Raw genomic sequence first — 17,388 nt, 5'->3', positions numbered from 1 at the left:
GGCAGGCGGAGCAACGGGCAGCCCCGAGGGGGGCCAAGGAGGATGACGATGGCGGGGGAACTGTTTGCGACGAACACGCGGCCGGTCGCGCCGCCCGTCTCGGGCGGGGGTAAGCTGACGCTGTTCCTGCTCGCCCTCGTCATCGTCGTCATCGCGGAGGCGATCGGCAACGTCAGCATCCCGGTGGGCGCCGGCAAGATCGTGCTGCTCCCGCTGCTCTGGGCCCTGCTGCTGGGCGGCGCGCTGGGGCTAATGAGCCCGCGCCTGCCCGGGCCGCTGCGGCTGTCGACCGCCCTGCAGAACGCGGCCGGCGCCTACCTGCAGCCGGCGCTCCTGATCTTCATCGCCAAGCTCGGCCTGCTCGTCGGCGGGTCGCTGCCGAAGATCCTCGCCTCGGGCTGGGCCCTGGCCTTCCAGGAATTCGGCCACTTCTTCGGCACGATGGTGTTCGGCCTGCCGGTCGCGCTCCTGCTCGGCATCAAGCGCGAGGCGATCGGCGCGACCTTCTCGGTCGGTCGCGAGCCCAGCCTCGCCATCATCGGCGAGCGCTACGGCATGGACTCGCCGGAGGGGCGCGGCGTGCTGGCCGAGTACCTGACCGGCACGGTGTTCGGCGCGGTGTTCATCGCCCTGCTGGCCGGGCTGATCACCAGCCTCGGCATCTTCAACCCGCTGGCGCTGGCGATGGGGGCCGGGGTCGGCTCCGGCAGCATGATGGCCGCGGCCTCGGGGGCGATCGCGGCCCAGCAGACGCCCGAGGTCGCCAAGGACGTCGCCACCTTCGCGGCCGCCAGCAACCTCGTGACCACCACGATCGGCACGTACTTCACCCTGTTCCTGTCGCTGCCCTTCACGATCTGGGCCTACGGCAAGCTGGAGCCGATCCTCGGCCGCAACCGGCCGGACGCCGCCCGCCCGGCGGCCGCCGACCCGCAGGCGCCGGCCCATCAGCCGGCCCACGGGGAGGTGCGGATCGGCCTCGGCGAGACCGTGCTCGCCTGGATCCTGATCGGCGCCTACGGGCTGATCGGCAACTGGCTGACCTACGGAATCGTCCCCGACGCGAGCGTCGTGGCCGGGATGGCGATCATCATCGGCACCGTGCTCGCCGGCTGGGGCCTCTACCTGCTCCTCGGCCGGCGCCTGCCCGCCGTCCTCTGGGTGTCGATCATCGGCATGGCGCTGACCTATCCCGGGACGCCCTACGCCGCCGAGATCGCCGCCCTGACCGGCAAGCTCAACTTCCTGGCGCTCGCCACGCCGATCCTGACCTTCGCGGGGCTCTCGGTCGCCAAGGACGTGCCCGCCTTCCGCCGCCTCGGCTGGCGGATCGTCGTGGTCTCGTTCATGGCCAATGCCGGGACCTTCCTCGGCGCGGCCCTCATCGCGCAGTTCTTCATGCACCCACCGCTGGGGTGAACCGCCGCGCCGATCGGCGTAGGGTCCGGGCGGGGGATCGAGGCGCTTCGGCAGCCTCCCGTATCTGAGAGAGATCGCATGCGCATCGAGGCGGAGACCGTGGAGCGGATGGTCGCGTGGCGGCGCGACCTGCACGCCCATCCCGAGCTGGCCTTCCAGGAGGTCCGCACGGCGGATCTCGTCGCCCGGGAACTGGCCGCCTGCGGCCTGTCGGTGAAGACCGGGCTCGGTCGCACCGGCGTGGTCGGGACCCTGAGCCGGGGCGACGGCCCGACCATCGGCCTGCGCGCCGACATGGACGCCCTGCCGATCCAGGAGGCGACGGGCGCTGCTCACGCCTCCCGGACGCCCGGCGTGATGCATGCCTGCGGCCATGACGGCCACGTGGCGATGCTGCTCGGCGCGGCCCGGCACCTCGCGTCGCGCACCGACCTGTCCGGGACGGTCCACTTCATCTTCCAGCCGGCGGAAGAGTGCGAGGGCGGCGGGCGCGCCATGGTCGAGGACGGCCTGTTCCGGCTGTTCCCGTGCGATTCCGTCTACGGCCTGCACAACTGGCCGGGTTTGCCGCTGGGGACCTTCGCGACCCGGGTCGGCGCCATCATGGCCTCCCTCGACACGTTCGAGATCGCGGTCGCCGGGTTCGGCACCCACGCGGCCATGCCGGAGCGCGGCACCGACACGCTGGTGGTCGCCTCCGAAATCGTCCTCGCTCTGCAGACCATCGTGAGCCGCCGGATCGCCCCCACGGACCCGGTCGTCCTCAGCGTCACGCAGATCCACGGCGGCGACGCCTACAACGTCATCCCCGAGCGCGCGGTCATCCGCGGCACGGTCCGCTGCCTGGACGAGGCCGTGCGCAAGCGCGTGGCCGAACTCGTCGAGGCGATCGCGGGCGGGACGGCCGCCACGCACGGCGCCCGCGCGGAGGTGGACTACCGGTTCGGATACCCCGCCACCGTCAACACCGCCGACGCCGTCGGCACCGCCCTGGAGGCGGCCGGGGCCGTCCCGGACATCACCGCGCGCCGGGGCGAGGTCGGCCCCTCCATGGCGTCGGAGGATTTCGCCTACATGCTGGAGGCCTGCCCCGGCGCCTACGCGTGGATCGGGACCGACGGGACGCGCAAGAGCCTGCCGCTCCACAATCCGGGCTACGATTTCAACGACGAGGCCCTGCCGGTCGGCGCCGCCTACTGGGCCGCGCTGGGGGCGCACAGCCTCAGGCCGTGACGCGGCGCGCACCCTGAGAGATCGCCCGCGCCGGAGGCGCGGGCGATCTCGTTGGCGGCCATCAGGCCGCCATCGGCCCGTAACGCCGGTGACCCTTCACGTCGAAGCGGTCGAGCATCATGACCTTGTCCCAGGCCTTGACGAAGTCCGCCACGAAGCGCCGCTGGCCGTCGCTGCCCGCGTAGGCGTCGGCGATGGACCGGAGCTGCGCGTTCGACCCGAAGACGAGGTCGCTGCGGGTCGCCTCGAACTTCGTCTGCCCGCTCGCGCGGTCCTTGAGCGTGAAGGTCATCCCCTCCGCATCCGCCTTCTCCCAGACCAGATCGACGTCGGTCAGGTTGCGGAAGAAGTCGGTCGTCAGCGCCCCGACCCGGTCGGTCAGGACGCCCCGGCTCGACCCGTCGTGGTTGGCGTTGAGCGCGCGCAGGCCGCCGGTCAGGACGGTCCATTCCGGGGCCGTCAGCGTCAGCAGGTTCGCCTTGTCGAGGAACATCTCCTCCGGCGAGACGCTGCGCGTCATCTGCCCGAAGCCGTCGTCGACGTAGTTGCGGAACCCGTCCACCACCGGCTTCAGCCACTCGAACATCTCGAGGTCCGTGAGCGCCTGGGTCGTGTCCACCCGGCCCGGCGTGAACGGGACCGGCGTCTCGACCCCGGCATCGCGGGCCGCCTTCTCCACGGCGACGCAGCCGCCCAGCACGATCAGGTCCGCCAGCGAGATCTTCTTGCCGTCGCTGCGGCCGCCGTTGAAGGTCGCCATCACGCCGCGCAGGGCCTCGACCACGGGCGCGGCCCGCCGGTTGACGGCCCAGTCCTTCTGCGGCGCGAGGGCGAGGCGGCCACCGTTGGCCCCGCCGCGCTTATCGCTGTCGCGGTAGGTCGAGGCCGCCGAGAAGGCCGTGAAGGCGAGATCCGAGACCGACAGGCCCGTGCCGGAGATCGCCTGTTTCAGCGCGGCGATCTCCGCCTCGCCGACGAGGTCGTAGTCCCGCTCGGGCAGCGGGTCCTGCCACAGGAGCCCGTCCTCGATCACGACCTCCGGGCCGAGGTAGCGGTGCTTCGGACCCATGTCGCGGTGGGTAAGCTTGTACCACGCCTTGGAGAAGGCCTGGGTGAAGGCGTCGAAGTCGTTGAGGAACTTCTCGCAGACCTTGCGGTAGTCGGGATCGACCTTCAGGGCGATGTCGGACGTCATCATCATCAGCGGGTGCATCTGGCCGGCGACGTGGGCGTCCGGCGTCCTCGGCGCGGCGGGATCCTTCGGCGTCCACTGCAGGGCGCCCGCCGGGCTCTTGGTCTGCTCCCACTCGAACTTGAAGAGGTTCTCCAGGTAGGCGTTGTCCCACTGCGTCGGATCGGGCGTCCAGCTGCCCTCGATGCCGTTGGTCATCGTGTCCTTGCCGGAGCCCGCACCCTTCGGGTTGTGCCAGCCCAGCCCCATCGCCTCCATCGGCGCCATCTCGGGCGGCGGCCCGATCTCCTTGGCCGGCACCATGCCGTGGCTCTTGCCGAAGGCGTGGCCGCCCGCGATCAGCGCCACGGTCTCCTCGTCGTTCATCGCCATGCGGGTGAAGGTGATCCGGATGTCGCGCGCGGAGGCCAGCGGATCGCCGCTGGCGTAGGGGCCCTCCGGGTTCACGTAGATCAGCGCCTGGTGCGAGGCGGCCAGCGGGTTCTCGAGGTCGTAGTCTGCGTCGCCGTTCTTGCCCCGCCAGCGCTTGTCGCGGTTGACCATGTCGTCGAAGCTCGAGACCGAGCCCATCTCGACGACCTCCGGTCCCCAGTAGGTCGCGTCGTCCGCCTCCCAGGCGTCGAGGCGGCCGGCGGCGAAGCCGTAGGTCGGCAGGCCCATGATCTCGAGGGCGCAGTTGCCGGTGAGCACCATGAGGTCGGCCCACGACAGGGCGTTGCCGTACTTGTGCTTGATCGGCTGCAGGAGGCGCCGCGATTTGTCGGTGTTGCCGTTGTCCCACCAGCTCGAGATCGGGGCGAAGCGCTGCATGCCGGTGCCGGCGCCGCCGCGCCCGTCGGCGATCCGGTAGGTGCCGGCCGAGTGCCAGGCCATGCGGATCATCTGCGGGCCGTAATTGCCGTAGTCGGACGGCCACCACTCCACCGACGAGGTCAGGAACTGCTTGATGTCGTGCTTGAGCGCGTCGAAGTCGATCTTGGCAAACTCGGCCGCGTAGTCGAAATCCGGGCCCAGGGGATCGGCCGCCAGCCCGTTCTGGTGGAGCACTTCCACCCGCAGGCGGTGGGGATACCAGTTCTCCAGTGTCGGCCGGTTGCCGTGGGCGCCGCCGATCCGGTCGCCGCCGAACGGACACTGGCCTGCCATGTGAAACGACGTCGTGTCCGTCTTGTCGATCGTCTCGCTCATCGGGTGGTCCCCCTTGGTGTTGCGCGACGGCCGGGCGTGCGGGGCCCGGACGTCGAAGGCGGTGGGCGGTGCAGGCGGTCCGAACCCTCAGGCGATTCCCGTCGCGCTCGAGACTCGTGACGAAATGAGGCGGTCTCCGGCTGGATCAAGCGCGGGGCGTCGAAGTCTTGCCGGGCTTGCGGTGGAGGCTCCCGCAGAGACCGCGATGACGTTGTCGCGATCTGCCCTGTCGCCGCCGTCGCGGAGAGCCGGCATCGACTCGACGTCGACAACGGCCCGCGCCCGGGCATTGCCCTTCGTCTTGGAGCTGTGGGCCGACCGTCATGATGGTCGTCTCGCGGGGGGAGGTCCTGTCCCCGCGCGGACCGATCGAAACGGCCGGCGCCGGTCGACGTCGGTCAGGGCGTGGATCGCGTCCCGGCCGGCGGGGCGCTGATTGATCCGCTCTCGGAGCCGGTGACGACCTTGCGGGCGGCGGCCTGACTCTGGCTGGCGTAGTCGGGCGGCGCGGTCTCACCCTGCCAGATCATCAGGCCGGCCAGGGCGGCGACCATCAACCCCACACTCACGAGGAGCACGATCAGAACCGGCCTGCCGCGCCGACCCTGACGGGTCTCTCGAGACGTACGATATTCGACCATCCGCGCCTCGCTGGACCATGATCCCGGGAAATCCCGGCGGAAACCCGCGGCCCGGCGAATGGATCCTGTACTGCGACGCTGTGGACCACGGGATCAGCGCGCGCCGGCACCGCTCCGTCGCCCATTGGCGCCTGCCGGCGATAGTCATACAGTCATACACATGACCGTCGTGACCGCACCTCAGCCCGATCTCCGCTTGCCGCTCTACCAGCGCCTGCGGGACGAGATCGCCTTCCAGATCGCCCGCAACGTCTGGCGGTCGGGCGAACCGATCCCCACGGAGGCGGAACTGGCGGCGACCCACCGCGTCGCCATCGGCACCGTGCGCAAGGCGATCGACGTCCTCGTCGCCGACGGCCTCGTCGAGCGGCAGCAGGGCCGCGGCACCTTCGTTCGGCGGCCGCGCTTCGACCGGTCCCTGTTCCGGTTCTTCCGGCATCTCGGCCCGGACGGCACCCAGGCGGTGCCGGAGGGCCGGATCCTGTCGCGCGAGGCCTGTCCGGCCCCCGCGACCGTCCGCGAGGCCCTCGGCCTGGACGCGCGCGGCGACGCGATCCGGCTGATCCGGACACGCCACCTCCAGGGCCGCCCGATCCTGTCCGAGACGATCTGGCTGCCGGCCGCGCGGTTCGCGCCGCTCCTCCAGGCCCCGCTGACGGAGATCGGCGACCTCCTCTACCCCGCCTACGAGCGTCTCTGCGGCGAGATCGTCGCCCGCGCCGAGGAGACCCTGACCGTCGGCATCGCCGACGCGACCGATGCGGAGCGCCTCGCAATCGCCGACGGAGACCCGGTCGTCGTCATCGAGCGCCTCGCCTACGGCTTCGATGCCCGCCCGATCGAGTGGCGGGTGACGCGCGGCGCCGCCCGGGACTTCCGGTATCACGTCGACATCCGCTGAAAGGCGGGCGCCTTGACGCGCCGGCCCACGCGTGCTCATCTATTCATATAAATGACTAGTCCTCTTCAGAGGACGGAGGAAAGCCCGTGTTCCGCTGGTACCGAGAGGTCGGTCCGGCCGAGCGTCGCACCTTCTGGGCCTGTCTGGGCGGGTGGTCGCTCGACGCCCTGGACGTGCAGATGTTCAGCCTCGCCATTCCCGCGCTGGTCGCGAGCTTCGGCCTGAGCCGCTCGGAGGCCGGCCTGATCGGCGCGGTCACGCTCGTCGCGGCGGCGATCGGCGGCTGGCTCGGCGGCCTCGCGGCGGACCGGATCGGCCGCGTCCGGGCCCTCCAGATCACGGTGCTGTGGTTCGCGGTCGCGACCTTCCTGGCGGCCTTCGCGCAGAGCTTCGCCCAGCTGCTGACCCTGAAGGCGCTGCAGGGGATCGGCTTCGGCGCCGAGTGGGCGGCCGGCGCCGCGCTGATGGCGGAGGCGATCCGGCCCGAGCACCGCGGCCGGGCGCTGGGCGCCGTCCAGGGCGGCTGGGCGCTCGGCTGGGGCGCGGCCGTGCTCCTGTCCACGGCGGCGTTCTCGGTGCTGGATCAGGAGACGGCTTGGCGAGCCCTGTTCGCCTGCGGCCTCGCGCCGGCACTCCTCCTGCTCTACCTCCGCCGCTCCGTCCCCGAGCCGGTCCGATCCGTGGCAGGGCCGGCGCCGTCACGGGCCGGAGGGCTCGCGATCTTCGCGCCCGGCCTGCGCCGGATCACGGTGCTCGCGACGCTGCTCGGCCTCGGCGCCCACGGGGGCTTCCACGCCCTGTTCACGTGGCTGCCCACCTACCTGAGCGTCGAGCGCGGCGCCTCGGTCCTCGGCACCGGGCTCTACCTCGCCATCATCATCGCGGCCTTCGGTCTGGGCTGCCTCGTCGCCGGCGGCCTCGTGGACCGGCTCGGCCGCCGCCGGACCGTGGCGCTCTACGCCGCCGGCTGCATGGCCCTGGTCGTCCTGTACCTGCTGCTGCCGGTCGGCGGCACGGGCCTGCTCCTCCTCGGGGCGCCCCTCGGCTTCTGCACGGCCGGCATCCCCGCGAGTCTCGCGGCGCTGTTCAGCGAGCTCTTCCCGGACGGGCTGCGCGGGACCGGGATGGGCTTCTGCTACAACGCCGGCCGCCTCGCCTCCGGCCTGCTGCCCCTCGGCGTCGGCCTGCTCAGCGAGATCTGCGGCCTCGGCCCGGCGATCGGCCTGTCGGCCCTCGGTGCCTACGGGCTCGTCCTCCTCGCCGTCGCGCTCCTGCCGGATCGGCAGCCCGGCGGCGCGCTGATCCCCCAGACCGTGAGATGATCCGATGAACCGGCGCCTCTTCTGCCGCACCCTGCTCGCGGGCGGCGTCACGCTCGCGCTTCCCGCCCGCGGCCGCGCGGCCGGGACCGCCGACGCCGGCGTCGCTGCGGTGGATACCCACGCCCACGTCTTCACCCGGGCCCTCACCCTCACGGGCGACCGGCGCTACGCCCCCGACTACGACGCGAGCATCGCCGATTACCGCGCCATGCTGGACCGGAACGGCATGGCCCGCGGCGTGCTGATCCAGCCGAGCTTCCTGGGCACCGACAACGGCTACATGGTCTCGGCCCTGCGCTCCGCGCCGGAGCGGCTGCGCGGCATCGCCGTGCTGGCCCCGGAGGCCGAGACCGCGACCCTGCGCGACCTCGCCGGGCAGGGCGTCGTCGGCCTGCGCCTCAACCTGATCGGCCGGCCGGACCCGGATTTCGCCGGCCCGGTCTGGCGCGCCCACCTCGCGCGCGTCGCGGATCTCGGCTGGCAGATCGAGGTCCAGGCCGAGGCGCGGCGCCTCGCGCGGCTGCTGCCGCCGCTGGTCGCGGCGGGCGTCCCCGTGGTGGTCGATCATTTCGGCCGGATCGACCCCGCCCTCGGCATCGCCGATCCGGGCTTCGCCGACCTGCTCGGCTTCGGCCGCGGCGGCCGCGTCTGGGTCAAGCTCTCGGGCGCCTACCGCATCGGCAGCGGCGAGGCCGGCCGGCAGACGGCGGTGCAGGCCGCCGAGCGCCTGCGCGGCGCCTTCGGGGCGTGGCGCCTGCTCTGGGGCAGCGACTGGCCGCACACGCAGTTCGAGACCCAGGCCAGCCCCGCCGAGGCCCGGCGCGATCTCGACGCCTGGGTGCCGGACCCGGCCGAGCGCCGGATCGTCCTGGCCGAGACGCCCGCCGAACTCTTCCGCTTCGACCGCTAGGCCGAGGCGGCCCCGCCCGAATTCCAGCGAGGACAGGACCATGGCAACACCGACCACGCCACACGCGGCGGACGCGGCCGCCTTCGAGAGCCGAACGATGCGGAAGGTCGGCCTGCGCCTGATCCCCTTCCTCGTGCTCTGCTACTTCATCGCCTACGTCGACCGGGTGAATGTCGGCTTCGCGGCGCTGACCATGAACCACGATCTCGGCCTCTCCGCCGCGGCCTTCGGCCTGGGCGGCGGCCTGTTCTTCGTCGCCTACGTCCTGTTCGAGGTGCCGAGCAACCTCGCCATGGAGCGCGTCGGCGCGCGGATCTGGATCGCGCGGATCATGATCACCTGGGGGCTCGTCGGCATCGGCTCGGCCTTCGTCACCGGTCCGCTGAGCTTCGCCACCGCCCGCTTCCTGCTCGGCGCGGCCGAGGCCGGGTTCTTCCCCGGCGTGATCCTGTACCTGACCTACTGGTTCCCCAAGGCCTACCGGGCGCGGATCGTGGCGATGTTCATGGTCGCGATCCCGCTCTCCAGCTTCTTCGGCTCGCCGCTCTCGGCGGCGCTGCTCACCCTCGACGGCGCCGCGTCCCTGCGCGGCTGGCAGTGGCTGCTGATCATGGAGGCGGTCCCGGCCGTCCTGCTCGGCGTCGCCGCCCTCGCGCTGCTGCCGAGCCGGCCGGCCGAGGCGACCTTCCTGAGCCCGGCGGAGCGCGGCTGGCTGACGGACCGGCTGGAGACCGAGCGGCGCGCCGCCGAGGCGAGCGCCGGGCACCACGCCCACGGCCTCGCGGCGGTCTGGGCGGTGCTCGCGAGCCGGCAGGTCTGGCTGCTCGCCGTGATCTACGCGGGCAGCTCGGCCACCAGCAACACGCTGTCGCTGTGGATGCCGCAGATCCTCAAGGGGTTCGGCCTCAGCAACCTGCAGACCGGCCTGCTGAACATGATCCCGTTCGGCATCGCCTCGGTCTTCATGATCGTCTGGGGCCTGCGGGCGGACCGCAGCGGCGAGCGGATCTGGAGCACGGCCCTGCCGCTGGCGCTGACCTCGGTGAGCTTCGCCCTGACGCTCCTGACGGGCTCGCTCTGGATGACGCTGGTCCTGCTCTCGCTGGTCCTGCTCGGCAACTACGCGATCAAGGGCCCGTTCTTCGCCCTCGCCACGGAGACGCTGCCGCCGGCCCAGACGGCCGCCGGCATCGCGGCGATCAACACCCTGGCGCATCTCGGCACCGGGGCGATCACCTCGCTGATCGGCGTGCTGCGCGAGCAGACCGGCAGCTTCCCCGTCGCCCTGCTGCCGCTCTGCGCGCTCACCGGCGTCGGCTGCGCCCTGGTCTTCTGGATCGGACGGCACCAGCCGCGGGCGGCGACCGTCGGGGCGGCCCCGTCGATCGCCCGGGGCTGAGGCGGCGACCCGTCAGGTCGGCTGGCCGAGGATCCCCAGGATCTCCCGGCGCAGCCGCACGATCTCGGCATCGTCGCGGTGGCGCGGATAGGGCGCCGCGACGGGCAGCTCGGCCCGGATCGCGGCCGGGCGGTCGGAGAGCACGATCACGCGCTCGGCCAGCACCAGCGCCTCCTCGACGTCGTGGGTGACGAGGAGCGCGGTGAAGCGCTTCTCCTGCCAGAGCCGCAGGATCTCGGCCTGCATGGCGAGCCGCGTCAGGGCGTCGAGCTTGCCCAGCGGCTCGTCGAGGAGCAGCAGCCGCGGCGCGTTGACGAGCGCCCGGGCGAGGGCCGCCCGCTGCGCCATGCCGCCGGAGAGCTGGTGCGGGTAGACGTCGGCGAAGCCCGTGAGGCCGACGAGCCCCAGCGCCTGGTCGACGAGGGCCGCCCGCGACCGCCCGACGCCGCGGGCCTCCAGCCCCAGGGCGACGTTGCCGCGCACGGTCCGCCACGGATAGAGCGTCGGGTCCTGGAAGACGAGGAGCCGGGACGGGTCCGGCCCCTCGACGAGGTCGTCGTCGACCCGGATCGCGCCCTGGTCGGGCGGCTCCAGGCCGGCGACGAGCCGCAGCAGGGTGGACTTGCCGCAGCCCGAGGGGCCGAGCAGCGCCACGAAGGCGCCGGGCTCCACGTCGAGGCTCACCCGGTCGAGGACCGGCAGGGGCGCCCCGCGGATCGCGAAGGCGTGGCTGACGGCCTCGACCGCCAGGCGGGCCCCGGCGCTCTGGGCGGCGGGGCGTTCGAGGGTCGCGGCGGCTACCATTGCACCAGCCCCTTCTGCCACGCGAGCAGGCGGTCGCGCAGGCGGAACAGCAGCGTGATCAGGGAGGAGCACATCAGCGCCATCACGATCAGCGCCGCGTACATGTTGGCGTAGGCGGCCCAGCCCTGCGCCCACTGGAGGTACCAGCCGAGGCCGGACTTCACGCCGAGCATCTCGGCGACGACCAGCACCGCGAAGGAGCCGCCGAGCCCCATGAACAGCCCGACGAAGACGTGCGGCAGCGCCGCCGGGATCGCCACGCGCAGGATCAGGAAGCCGCGCGAGGCGCCGAGCGTCCGCGCCACGTCGAAATAGGCCTTGTTGACGCCCGCCACCCCCGACCAAGTCAGCACCGTGACCGGGAAGCCGGTCGCCAGCGCCACCAGGAAGGTGCTGGCCGACCACGAGGACGGGAAGACGAAGAAGGCGAGGGGCAGCCACGCCGTGGCCGGCAGCGGCCCGACGAAGCGCAGAACGGGATGGGCCCAGTAGCCCACCGCCCGGAAGGTGCCGATGGCGACGCCCAGGACGAAGCCGGTCGCCGCCCCGATGGCATAGCCGCCGGAGAGGAGGATCAGGGAGTTGAGGATGCTGCCGCCGAGCTTCGGCCAGTCGTCGAGGAAGACCTCCAGGATCGCCTGGGGCGAGGGGAAGAACGGCATCGGCAGCAGGGCGAGCTTCGCCGTGACCGCCTCCCAGACCAGCAGCGCCACCGCCAGCGCCGTGAGCCAGGGGCTCCCGTGCCGCAGCCGCGACCCGAGAGGGCCGAGGCGGGTCGCCACGGGCGCGAGGGCCAGGAGGGCGAGGCCGAGCGCCGCCGCGCCGGACCCGAGGGCCGCGGTCTCGGGCAGGTCGTCCGCCTCGGGCAGGCCGAGGGTCACGCCGGCCAGGGCGAGCCAGGCGCCGCCCGCGAGGACGATCCGCCAGGGCGGCCGCGGCAGCCTTCGGGACGGGGCGGCGGCCCGCGGGGCGACGCCGGCGGTGATGCTTCCGGACATGGCGCGCCTCAGCTCAGCACGTCGGCGTAGATCCGCTCGGCGAACTTCGCCGTGTCGGTGGACCGCCGCAGGACGTTCACCTGCTTCAACTCGTCCCCGTAGAGCGCGAGCTGCTGCTTGAGATCGCCGCCGACCGGGCTGTCGCCGTGCTGCTGGCTGCGCAGCATCGCGGCGAGATCCGCGATCGAGCCCTTGCCGCCGTAGCCGGAGAAGGCCCGGGCCGCGGCCTCGGGATCCCGGTGGACGGCGTGGCCGCCCTCCAGGATCGCCCGGGTCAGCGCGCGCGCCACCGCGCGGTCGTTCCGGATCAGGCTGCCGCGGGCGGCCACGACGCAGCAGGTGCGGGTGGCGAACTCGCCCGACAGGTTGGTGGCGACCTCGGTGAAGCGCGGGTCCTTCAGCCAGATCCAGGTCCGCGGGTCGGAATCGGCCAGCGCCTGCGCCTCGCCCTTCTCTACCGCGAGGTTGAGCAGGTCGGCCGGGTACTGCCGCCACTCGACCCCGCTCTCCGGGTCGATCCCCGCCTTGGCGAGCAGCAGGCCGAAGAAGTTCTTGGCCGGGCTCGCCTGGTCGCTGATCGCGATCGTCTTGCCCTTCAGCCCGGCGATGTCGGCGATGCCGGAGGATTTGGCACTGAGCAGCCGCAGGCAGCCGCCGTGCAGCCCCGCGGTGATCTTCACGTCGAAGCCCTGTTCCAGGGGCTTGAGCCAGCGCAGGGCCATGCCGATCCCGGCATCGGCCTTGCCCGTGGCGATCGCCTCCAGCAGGGCCTCGGTCGAGCCGCCGAAATTGACGAACTCCACGTCGAGGCCGTGCCGGGCGAAGATCCCCTGCTCCTTGGCGAGCGGCGCGGCCGCCGTGCAGATGGCCGTGGCGTTCCAGGCCAGCTTGACCGTCCGGAGCGGGCCCGCGGGCGCCTCCGCGGCGGCGGGTCGGCAGAGCGGGCCGGGGTCGAACGGCGCCCCCGGTCCGGGTGCCCAGGCGCGGCCGGTGCCCATGCCGAGGCCGAGCGGCAGAGCGGCCGCCGCGGCGCCGACCTGCAGCAGGCGCCGCCGGGAGGGCGAGGGATCGGAGGAGGGGCTGCCCGGTCGGGAGGGCGCGTCGGTCATCTCGGGTCTCCGGGCCGCGCGACCGCGCGGCGGGAACGGCGCGCGTCACCGCACCGGTGGCGCGACCGGGCGGATCTGGCGTCCTCGTCTTCGGGAATGATCCGTCGAGGGATCAAGGTGCCGAGTATTCGATCGCTGCAGGACCGAGTCAACGAAAGCGTTTCCTCTATTTTCGCGCGATCGGGTAAGATCATTCACGGATCGGCGCCGTCGCACAGCGCTAAGGCGCCCCGGCTCATCGGCGAGAAGCGTCGCTCGTCTGTCTCTCGATGACGGGATCCCGAACGACGACCGGGAGAACGATCGATTCCTGCCCCCGGGGGCGGAAACACGTTCTTCTTCACCGTCCGACGACGCGGCAACATCCTCCTTCCGATCCATGAATATTCGGAACGGCATTCCGTTGACGCGACCCGGGTCCCGGCGGACCATCGCAGCTCCCGGGATGGCGCCGCGCGGCCGCCCGCCGATCACGTCGCCGAACACCCCATGACCGTCGCCGTCCCGCCCCCCGACATCGTCAGCAGCCTCGCCGGACGGCTCGCCGCCCGCGCGGCCGACCACGACCGCGCGGGGACCTTCCCGCACGACTCCCTCGCGGCGCTCCGGGAGGCCGGGCTCCTGGCCGTCACCGTGCCGCGGCGTCTCGGCGGCGGCGGCGCGGGTCTCGCGCGGGCCGCCGCACTGGTGCGCGCGCTCGGCGCCGCCGACCCGGCGACCGCCCTGGTCGTGGCGATGCAGTACCTCCAGCACGGGCTGATCCACCGGCCCGACACCCCGTGGCCGCGCGCGCTCGCCGACGCGGTCGGCGCCGCGGCGGTCGCGCGCGGGGCGCTGATCAACGCCCTGCGGGTCGAGCCCGAGCTCGGGACGCCCTCGCGGGGCGGCCTGCCGGCCACGGTCGCCCGCCGCGACGGCGCGGGCTGGCGGATCTCCGGGCACAAGATCTACGCGACCGGGGCGCCGGGGCTCGCCTACGGCCTCGTCTTCGTCCGCACCGACGAGGCGGAGCCGCGCACCGGCACCGTCCTGGTGCCGTTCGACGCGCCGGGCATCCGCATCGCGGAGACCTGGGACCATCTCGGCCTGCGCGCCTCCGGCAGCCACGACGTCCACTTCACGGACGTGCCGATCCCAGGGGACCACGCCGTCGACCTGCGGCCGCCGGGCGGCTGGTCGGGGCCCGATCCCTGGCAGCAGGCCTGGAGCTGCACCCTGCTCGCCGCCCTCTACGACGGCGTGGCCCGGGCGGCGCAGGACTGGTTCACCGGCTTCCTGCGGGCGCGCCGGCCCGGCAGCCTCGGGGCGCCGCTGGCGAGCCTGCCGCGCTTCCACGAGGCGGTCGGCGAGAACGAGCGGCTGCTCGCCGTCAACGCGCGCCTCGTCGCCGGGCTCGCCGCCGAGGTCGATGCGGGACATCCTCCGCCGCCGCGCGAGTCCGGCTTCGTGAAGCTCACCGCCACGGAGAACGCCGTCGCGGCGGTCCAGCGCGCCGCGGAGCTGTCCGGCAACGCCGGCCTGTCCCGGGCGAACCCGCTGGAGCGGCACCTGCGCGACGTCCTGTGCGCGCGCATCCACTGGCCGCAAGGGGACGCCGTCCGCGCCGCCGCCGGCAGGGCCACCCTCGGCGCCTGAACCCGCCCTCGACCCGGAGATCGCACCATGAGCCTGCTTCCCCCCGATGCCGTCGAGTTCATCGGCTTCGTCGCCCCCCGCCACACCTCCGAGATCCACCCGGCGGCGGGGCCGTCCATCGACCGCGACTACCTGAAGCTCCTGGCGCAGGCGCACGAATGGGGCGGGTTCGACCGGGTGCTGGTGGCCTTCCACGCGACCACGCCGGACGCGCTCCTGCTCGCCGGGCAGGTCGCCGCCGTGACCGAGCGGCTGGGGCTGATGATCGCCCACCGCACCGGATTCACGGCGCCCACCGTGGCGGCGCGGCAATTCGCGACCCTCGACCAGCTCACCGGCGGCCGGGTCGCGATCCACGTGATCAGCGGCGGCGACGACCGGGAACTCGCCCAGGACGGCGACCACCTCACCAAGGACGCGCGCTACGCCCGCACCCGGGAGTTCCTCGACATCGTCCGGCAGAGCTGGACCGCCGCGGAGCCGTTCGACTACGCGGGCGATCACTACCGGGTGGAGCGCGGCTTCTCCGAGGTGAAGCCGGTCAACGCGATCCCGGTCTATTTCGGCGGCGCCTCGCCGGCGGCGCTGGCGGTGGCCGGCCGCCACGCCGACACCTACGCCCTCTGGGGCGAGACCCACGCGCAGGTCGCCGAGCTGATCGGCCGGGTGCGGGCGGCGGCCGCGGCCCACGGGCGGGCGCCGCGCTTCAGCCTGTCGGTCCGGCCGATCCTCGCCGAGACCGAGGCGCGGGCCTGGGAGCGCGCCGAGGACATCCTGGCCCGGACCCGGGCCGTCCGGGCCGCCAAGGGCCTCGGCCCGGCGGCGACGCCGCAGAACGAGGGTTCCCGGCGGCTCCTCGCGGCCGCTGCCGCGGGGCCGCGCCACGACAAGCGCCTGTTCACCGCCATCGCGGCCGAGACCGGGGCGGCGGGCAACTCGACCGCCCTGGTCGGCACCCCCGAGCAGGTCGCCGACGCCCTGCTCGACTATCACGACCTGGGCGTGCGCACCTTCCTGATCCGCGGCTTCGACCCGCTGGAGGACGCGCTCCAGTACGGCCGGGCGCTGCTGCCCGCCGTCCGGGCCGCCCTCGGGCGCCGCGGCGCCGCCGAGGCCGCCTGATGCGCGCCGTCATCCTCGCCCTGCTGGCGCTCCTGGCGGTCCGGCCGGCGCACGCGCAGGAGGTGCTGCGGGTCGGCGACCAGCGCGGCAACGCCCGCGCCCTGATGGAGGCGGCCGGCGTGCTCGACAGGTTGCCCTACCGGCTCGACTGGAGTGAGTTCCCGGCGGCCGCGCCCCTGCTCGAGGCGCTGAACGCCGGCGCGATCGACGCGGGCGGCGTCGGCGACGCGCCCTTCACCTTCGCGGCGGCCGCCGGGGTGCCGGTGAAGGCGTTCCTGGCCTTCCGCAACCGGCAGGACGGGCTGGCGATCCTGGCGCTCAAGGAATCGCCCCTCCGCACCGTGGCCGACCTGAAGGGCAAGCGCGTCGCCACGAACCGCGGCTCGATCGGCCATCAGGTGGTCCTGGCGGCGCTGGAGGAGGCGGGCCTGCCCGCCGACAGCGTGACCTTCAGCTTCCTGCCGCCGGCCGACGCCAAGATCGCGCTGGCTTCCGGGGCGGTCGACGCCTGGGCGACCTGGGAGCCCTACACCTCCACGGCGGAGCTCGCCGGCCTCGTCCGGGTGATCCGCGACGGCAACGGCATCACCCCGGGCCTGACCTTCGCGGTGGCGAGCGACGACGCGATCCGGACCAAGCGGGCGCTGCTCGCCGATTTCGGCGCGCGCCTCGCCCGCGCCCGGGAATGGGCCCTGAAGGATCCGGCGCCCTACGCGTCCGTCTGGTCGAAGCTCATCGGCCTGCCGGAGGCGGTGCCGCTGCGCTGGTTCGGCCGCGCCGCCTACCGGGCCGTCCCGATCGACGCGTCCGTGATCGCCGACGAGCAGCGCAACATCGATCTCTACCTCCGCGCCGGGCTGATCCCGAAGGCCCGCGCGCCGCGGGCCGAGGCGATCCTCGACACGAGCGTCTCGCAAACCGCCGCCGCCGTGCAATGATGGCGCGGGAGGACCCGACATGCACGACCACGGCGACGACCACGGCCACAGCCACGATCATGGCCACGCCCACGATCACGCCCACGATCACGCCCACGACCACGGCGCGTCCGAGCGCTGGAAGCACGACGGCGTTCGGGTGATCCCCGGCGACCGGCTCGACGCCAACACCGCGCAGACGCCCGGCATGTACCGGCAGGCCGCGATCAACGCCGCCCGGGTCGGCGCCCAGAAGATCTGGGCCGGCACGGTGGCGATCCAGCCCGACGCCAAGACCGGCGTGCACCACCACGGCGAACTGGAGAGCGTGATCTACGTGGTCTCGGGCCGCGCCCGGATGCGCTGGGGCGACAGGCTCGAATACGTCGCCGAGGCCGGGCCGGGCGACTTCATCTTCGTGCCGCCCTTCGTGCCGCACCAGGAGATCAACGCCTCGACCGACGAGCCGCTGCACTGCGTGCTGGTGCGCTCCGACAACGAGGCGGTGGTGGTCAACCTGCCCGACGTCGAGGCCGCCGAGGCGCCCGAGACGGTGTACTGGGTCGACCCGATCCACAAGCATCCGTGAGAGACCGGA

Annotated in this window: 15 protein-coding genes; 10 read left to right on the top strand and 5 right to left on the bottom strand. The window is 73.1% G+C overall.

What is annotated here, in order from left to right; all coding sequences use genetic code 11:
- Positions 1–48: 48 nt before the first annotated feature.
- Both ABIC30_RS01655 and ABIC30_RS01650 read left to right on the top strand, forming a co-directional pair.
- Positions 49–1,419 (top strand): DUF3100 domain-containing protein, encoded by a 1,371-nt coding sequence (locus ABIC30_RS01655; RefSeq protein WP_354453723.1) that lies wholly within the window; start codon positions 49–51, stop codon positions 1,417–1,419.
- A 78-nt stretch (positions 1,420–1,497) separates the two neighbouring features.
- Positions 1,498–2,652, top strand: coding sequence for a M20 aminoacylase family protein (locus ABIC30_RS01650; protein ID WP_020091054.1), 1,155 nt, complete (start codon positions 1,498–1,500; stop codon positions 2,650–2,652).
- 61 nt (positions 2,653–2,713) lie between these two features.
- On the opposite strand, the gene katG is transcribed toward ABIC30_RS01650, so the two are convergent.
- A complete protein-coding gene (katG, locus tag ABIC30_RS01645; RefSeq protein WP_020091053.1) occupies positions 2,714–5,032 on the bottom strand; it encodes a catalase/peroxidase HPI in 2,319 nt (772 codons plus the stop codon).
- A gap of 398 nt (positions 5,033–5,430) precedes the next feature.
- Positions 5,431–5,610 carry a hypothetical protein gene (locus ABIC30_RS01640; RefSeq protein ID WP_234081819.1) on the bottom strand — a complete coding sequence of 60 codons (180 nt, stop codon included), beginning with the start codon at positions 5,608–5,610 and terminating at the stop codon, positions 5,431–5,433.
- Between the two features lie 223 nt (positions 5,611–5,833).
- Between ABIC30_RS01640 and ABIC30_RS01635 the strand changes: the two genes are divergently transcribed.
- The 4 genes from ABIC30_RS01635 to ABIC30_RS01620 all read left to right on the top strand — a co-directional run bounded on the left by ABIC30_RS01635 (position 5,834) and on the right by ABIC30_RS01620 (position 10,205).
- A complete protein-coding gene (locus ABIC30_RS01635; protein WP_020091051.1) occupies positions 5,834–6,574 on the top strand; it encodes a GntR family transcriptional regulator in 741 nt (246 codons plus the stop codon).
- Between the two features lie 86 nt (positions 6,575–6,660).
- Positions 6,661–7,896, top strand: coding sequence for an MFS transporter (locus ABIC30_RS01630; protein ID WP_020091050.1), 1,236 nt, complete (start codon positions 6,661–6,663; stop codon positions 7,894–7,896).
- 4 nt (positions 7,897–7,900) lie between these two features.
- Positions 7,901–8,806, top strand: a complete 906-nt coding sequence (locus ABIC30_RS01625; protein ID WP_020091049.1) for an amidohydrolase family protein — start codon at positions 7,901–7,903, stop codon at positions 8,804–8,806.
- Between the two features lie 40 nt (positions 8,807–8,846).
- Positions 8,847–10,205: an MFS transporter gene (locus tag ABIC30_RS01620; protein ID WP_020091048.1), complete on the top strand. Its 1,359-nt coding sequence runs from the start codon at positions 8,847–8,849 to the stop codon at positions 10,203–10,205.
- A 12-nt stretch (positions 10,206–10,217) separates the two neighbouring features.
- Here ABIC30_RS01620 and ABIC30_RS01615 read toward each other — a convergent pair whose 3' ends face one another.
- From ABIC30_RS01615 to ABIC30_RS01605, 3 genes are read right to left on the bottom strand one after another with little or no spacing between them, the layout of a single operon-like run.
- The gene (locus ABIC30_RS01615; RefSeq protein WP_020091047.1) at positions 10,218–11,009 is read right to left on the bottom strand and encodes an ABC transporter ATP-binding protein; all 792 of its coding nucleotides are present in this window, start codon (positions 11,007–11,009) and stop codon (positions 10,218–10,220) included.
- Complete coding sequence (locus ABIC30_RS01610) at positions 11,003–12,007, bottom strand: ABC transporter permease (protein WP_020091046.1); 1,005 nt, start codon at positions 12,005–12,007, stop codon at positions 11,003–11,005. Before ABIC30_RS01610 ends, ABIC30_RS01615 begins: the two co-directional genes overlap by 7 nt.
- An 8-nt stretch (positions 12,008–12,015) precedes the next feature.
- Entirely contained in the window at positions 12,016–13,116 is a 1,101-nt protein-coding gene (locus tag ABIC30_RS01605; RefSeq protein WP_020091045.1) for an ABC transporter substrate-binding protein, read from the bottom strand.
- A gap of 489 nt (positions 13,117–13,605) precedes the next feature.
- Between ABIC30_RS01605 and ABIC30_RS01600 the strand changes: the two genes are divergently transcribed.
- Genes ABIC30_RS01600 through ABIC30_RS01585 form a run of 4 tightly spaced genes read left to right on the top strand, consistent with a single transcriptional unit; the run spans position 13,606 to position 17,379 of the window.
- On the top strand, positions 13,606–14,751 hold the full coding sequence (locus ABIC30_RS01600) for an acyl-CoA dehydrogenase family protein (RefSeq protein WP_020091044.1): 1,146 nt from the start codon (positions 13,606–13,608) through the stop codon (positions 14,749–14,751).
- A 27-nt stretch (positions 14,752–14,778) separates the two neighbouring features.
- On the top strand, positions 14,779–15,873 hold the full coding sequence (locus tag ABIC30_RS01595) for an LLM class flavin-dependent oxidoreductase (protein WP_020091043.1): 1,095 nt from the start codon (positions 14,779–14,781) through the stop codon (positions 15,871–15,873).
- Complete coding sequence (locus ABIC30_RS01590) at positions 15,873–16,811, top strand: ABC transporter substrate-binding protein (RefSeq protein ID WP_354453717.1); 939 nt, start codon at positions 15,873–15,875, stop codon at positions 16,809–16,811. Before ABIC30_RS01595 ends, ABIC30_RS01590 begins: the two co-directional genes overlap by 1 nt.
- Positions 16,812–16,830: 19 nt before the next feature.
- Positions 16,831–17,379 (top strand): cupin domain-containing protein, encoded by a 549-nt coding sequence (locus ABIC30_RS01585; RefSeq protein ID WP_020091041.1) that lies wholly within the window; start codon positions 16,831–16,833, stop codon positions 17,377–17,379.
- The last annotated feature ends 9 nt before the right edge of the window (positions 17,380–17,388 follow it).

The sequence above is a fragment of the Methylobacterium sp. 1030 genome, assembly GCF_040544715.1.
In the GTDB taxonomy this organism is placed as follows: Bacteria; Pseudomonadota; Alphaproteobacteria; order Rhizobiales; family Beijerinckiaceae; genus Methylobacterium.
The sequence above is the reverse complement of the archived record's forward strand: the minus strand, read 5'-3'. Positions and strand labels throughout refer to the sequence as shown.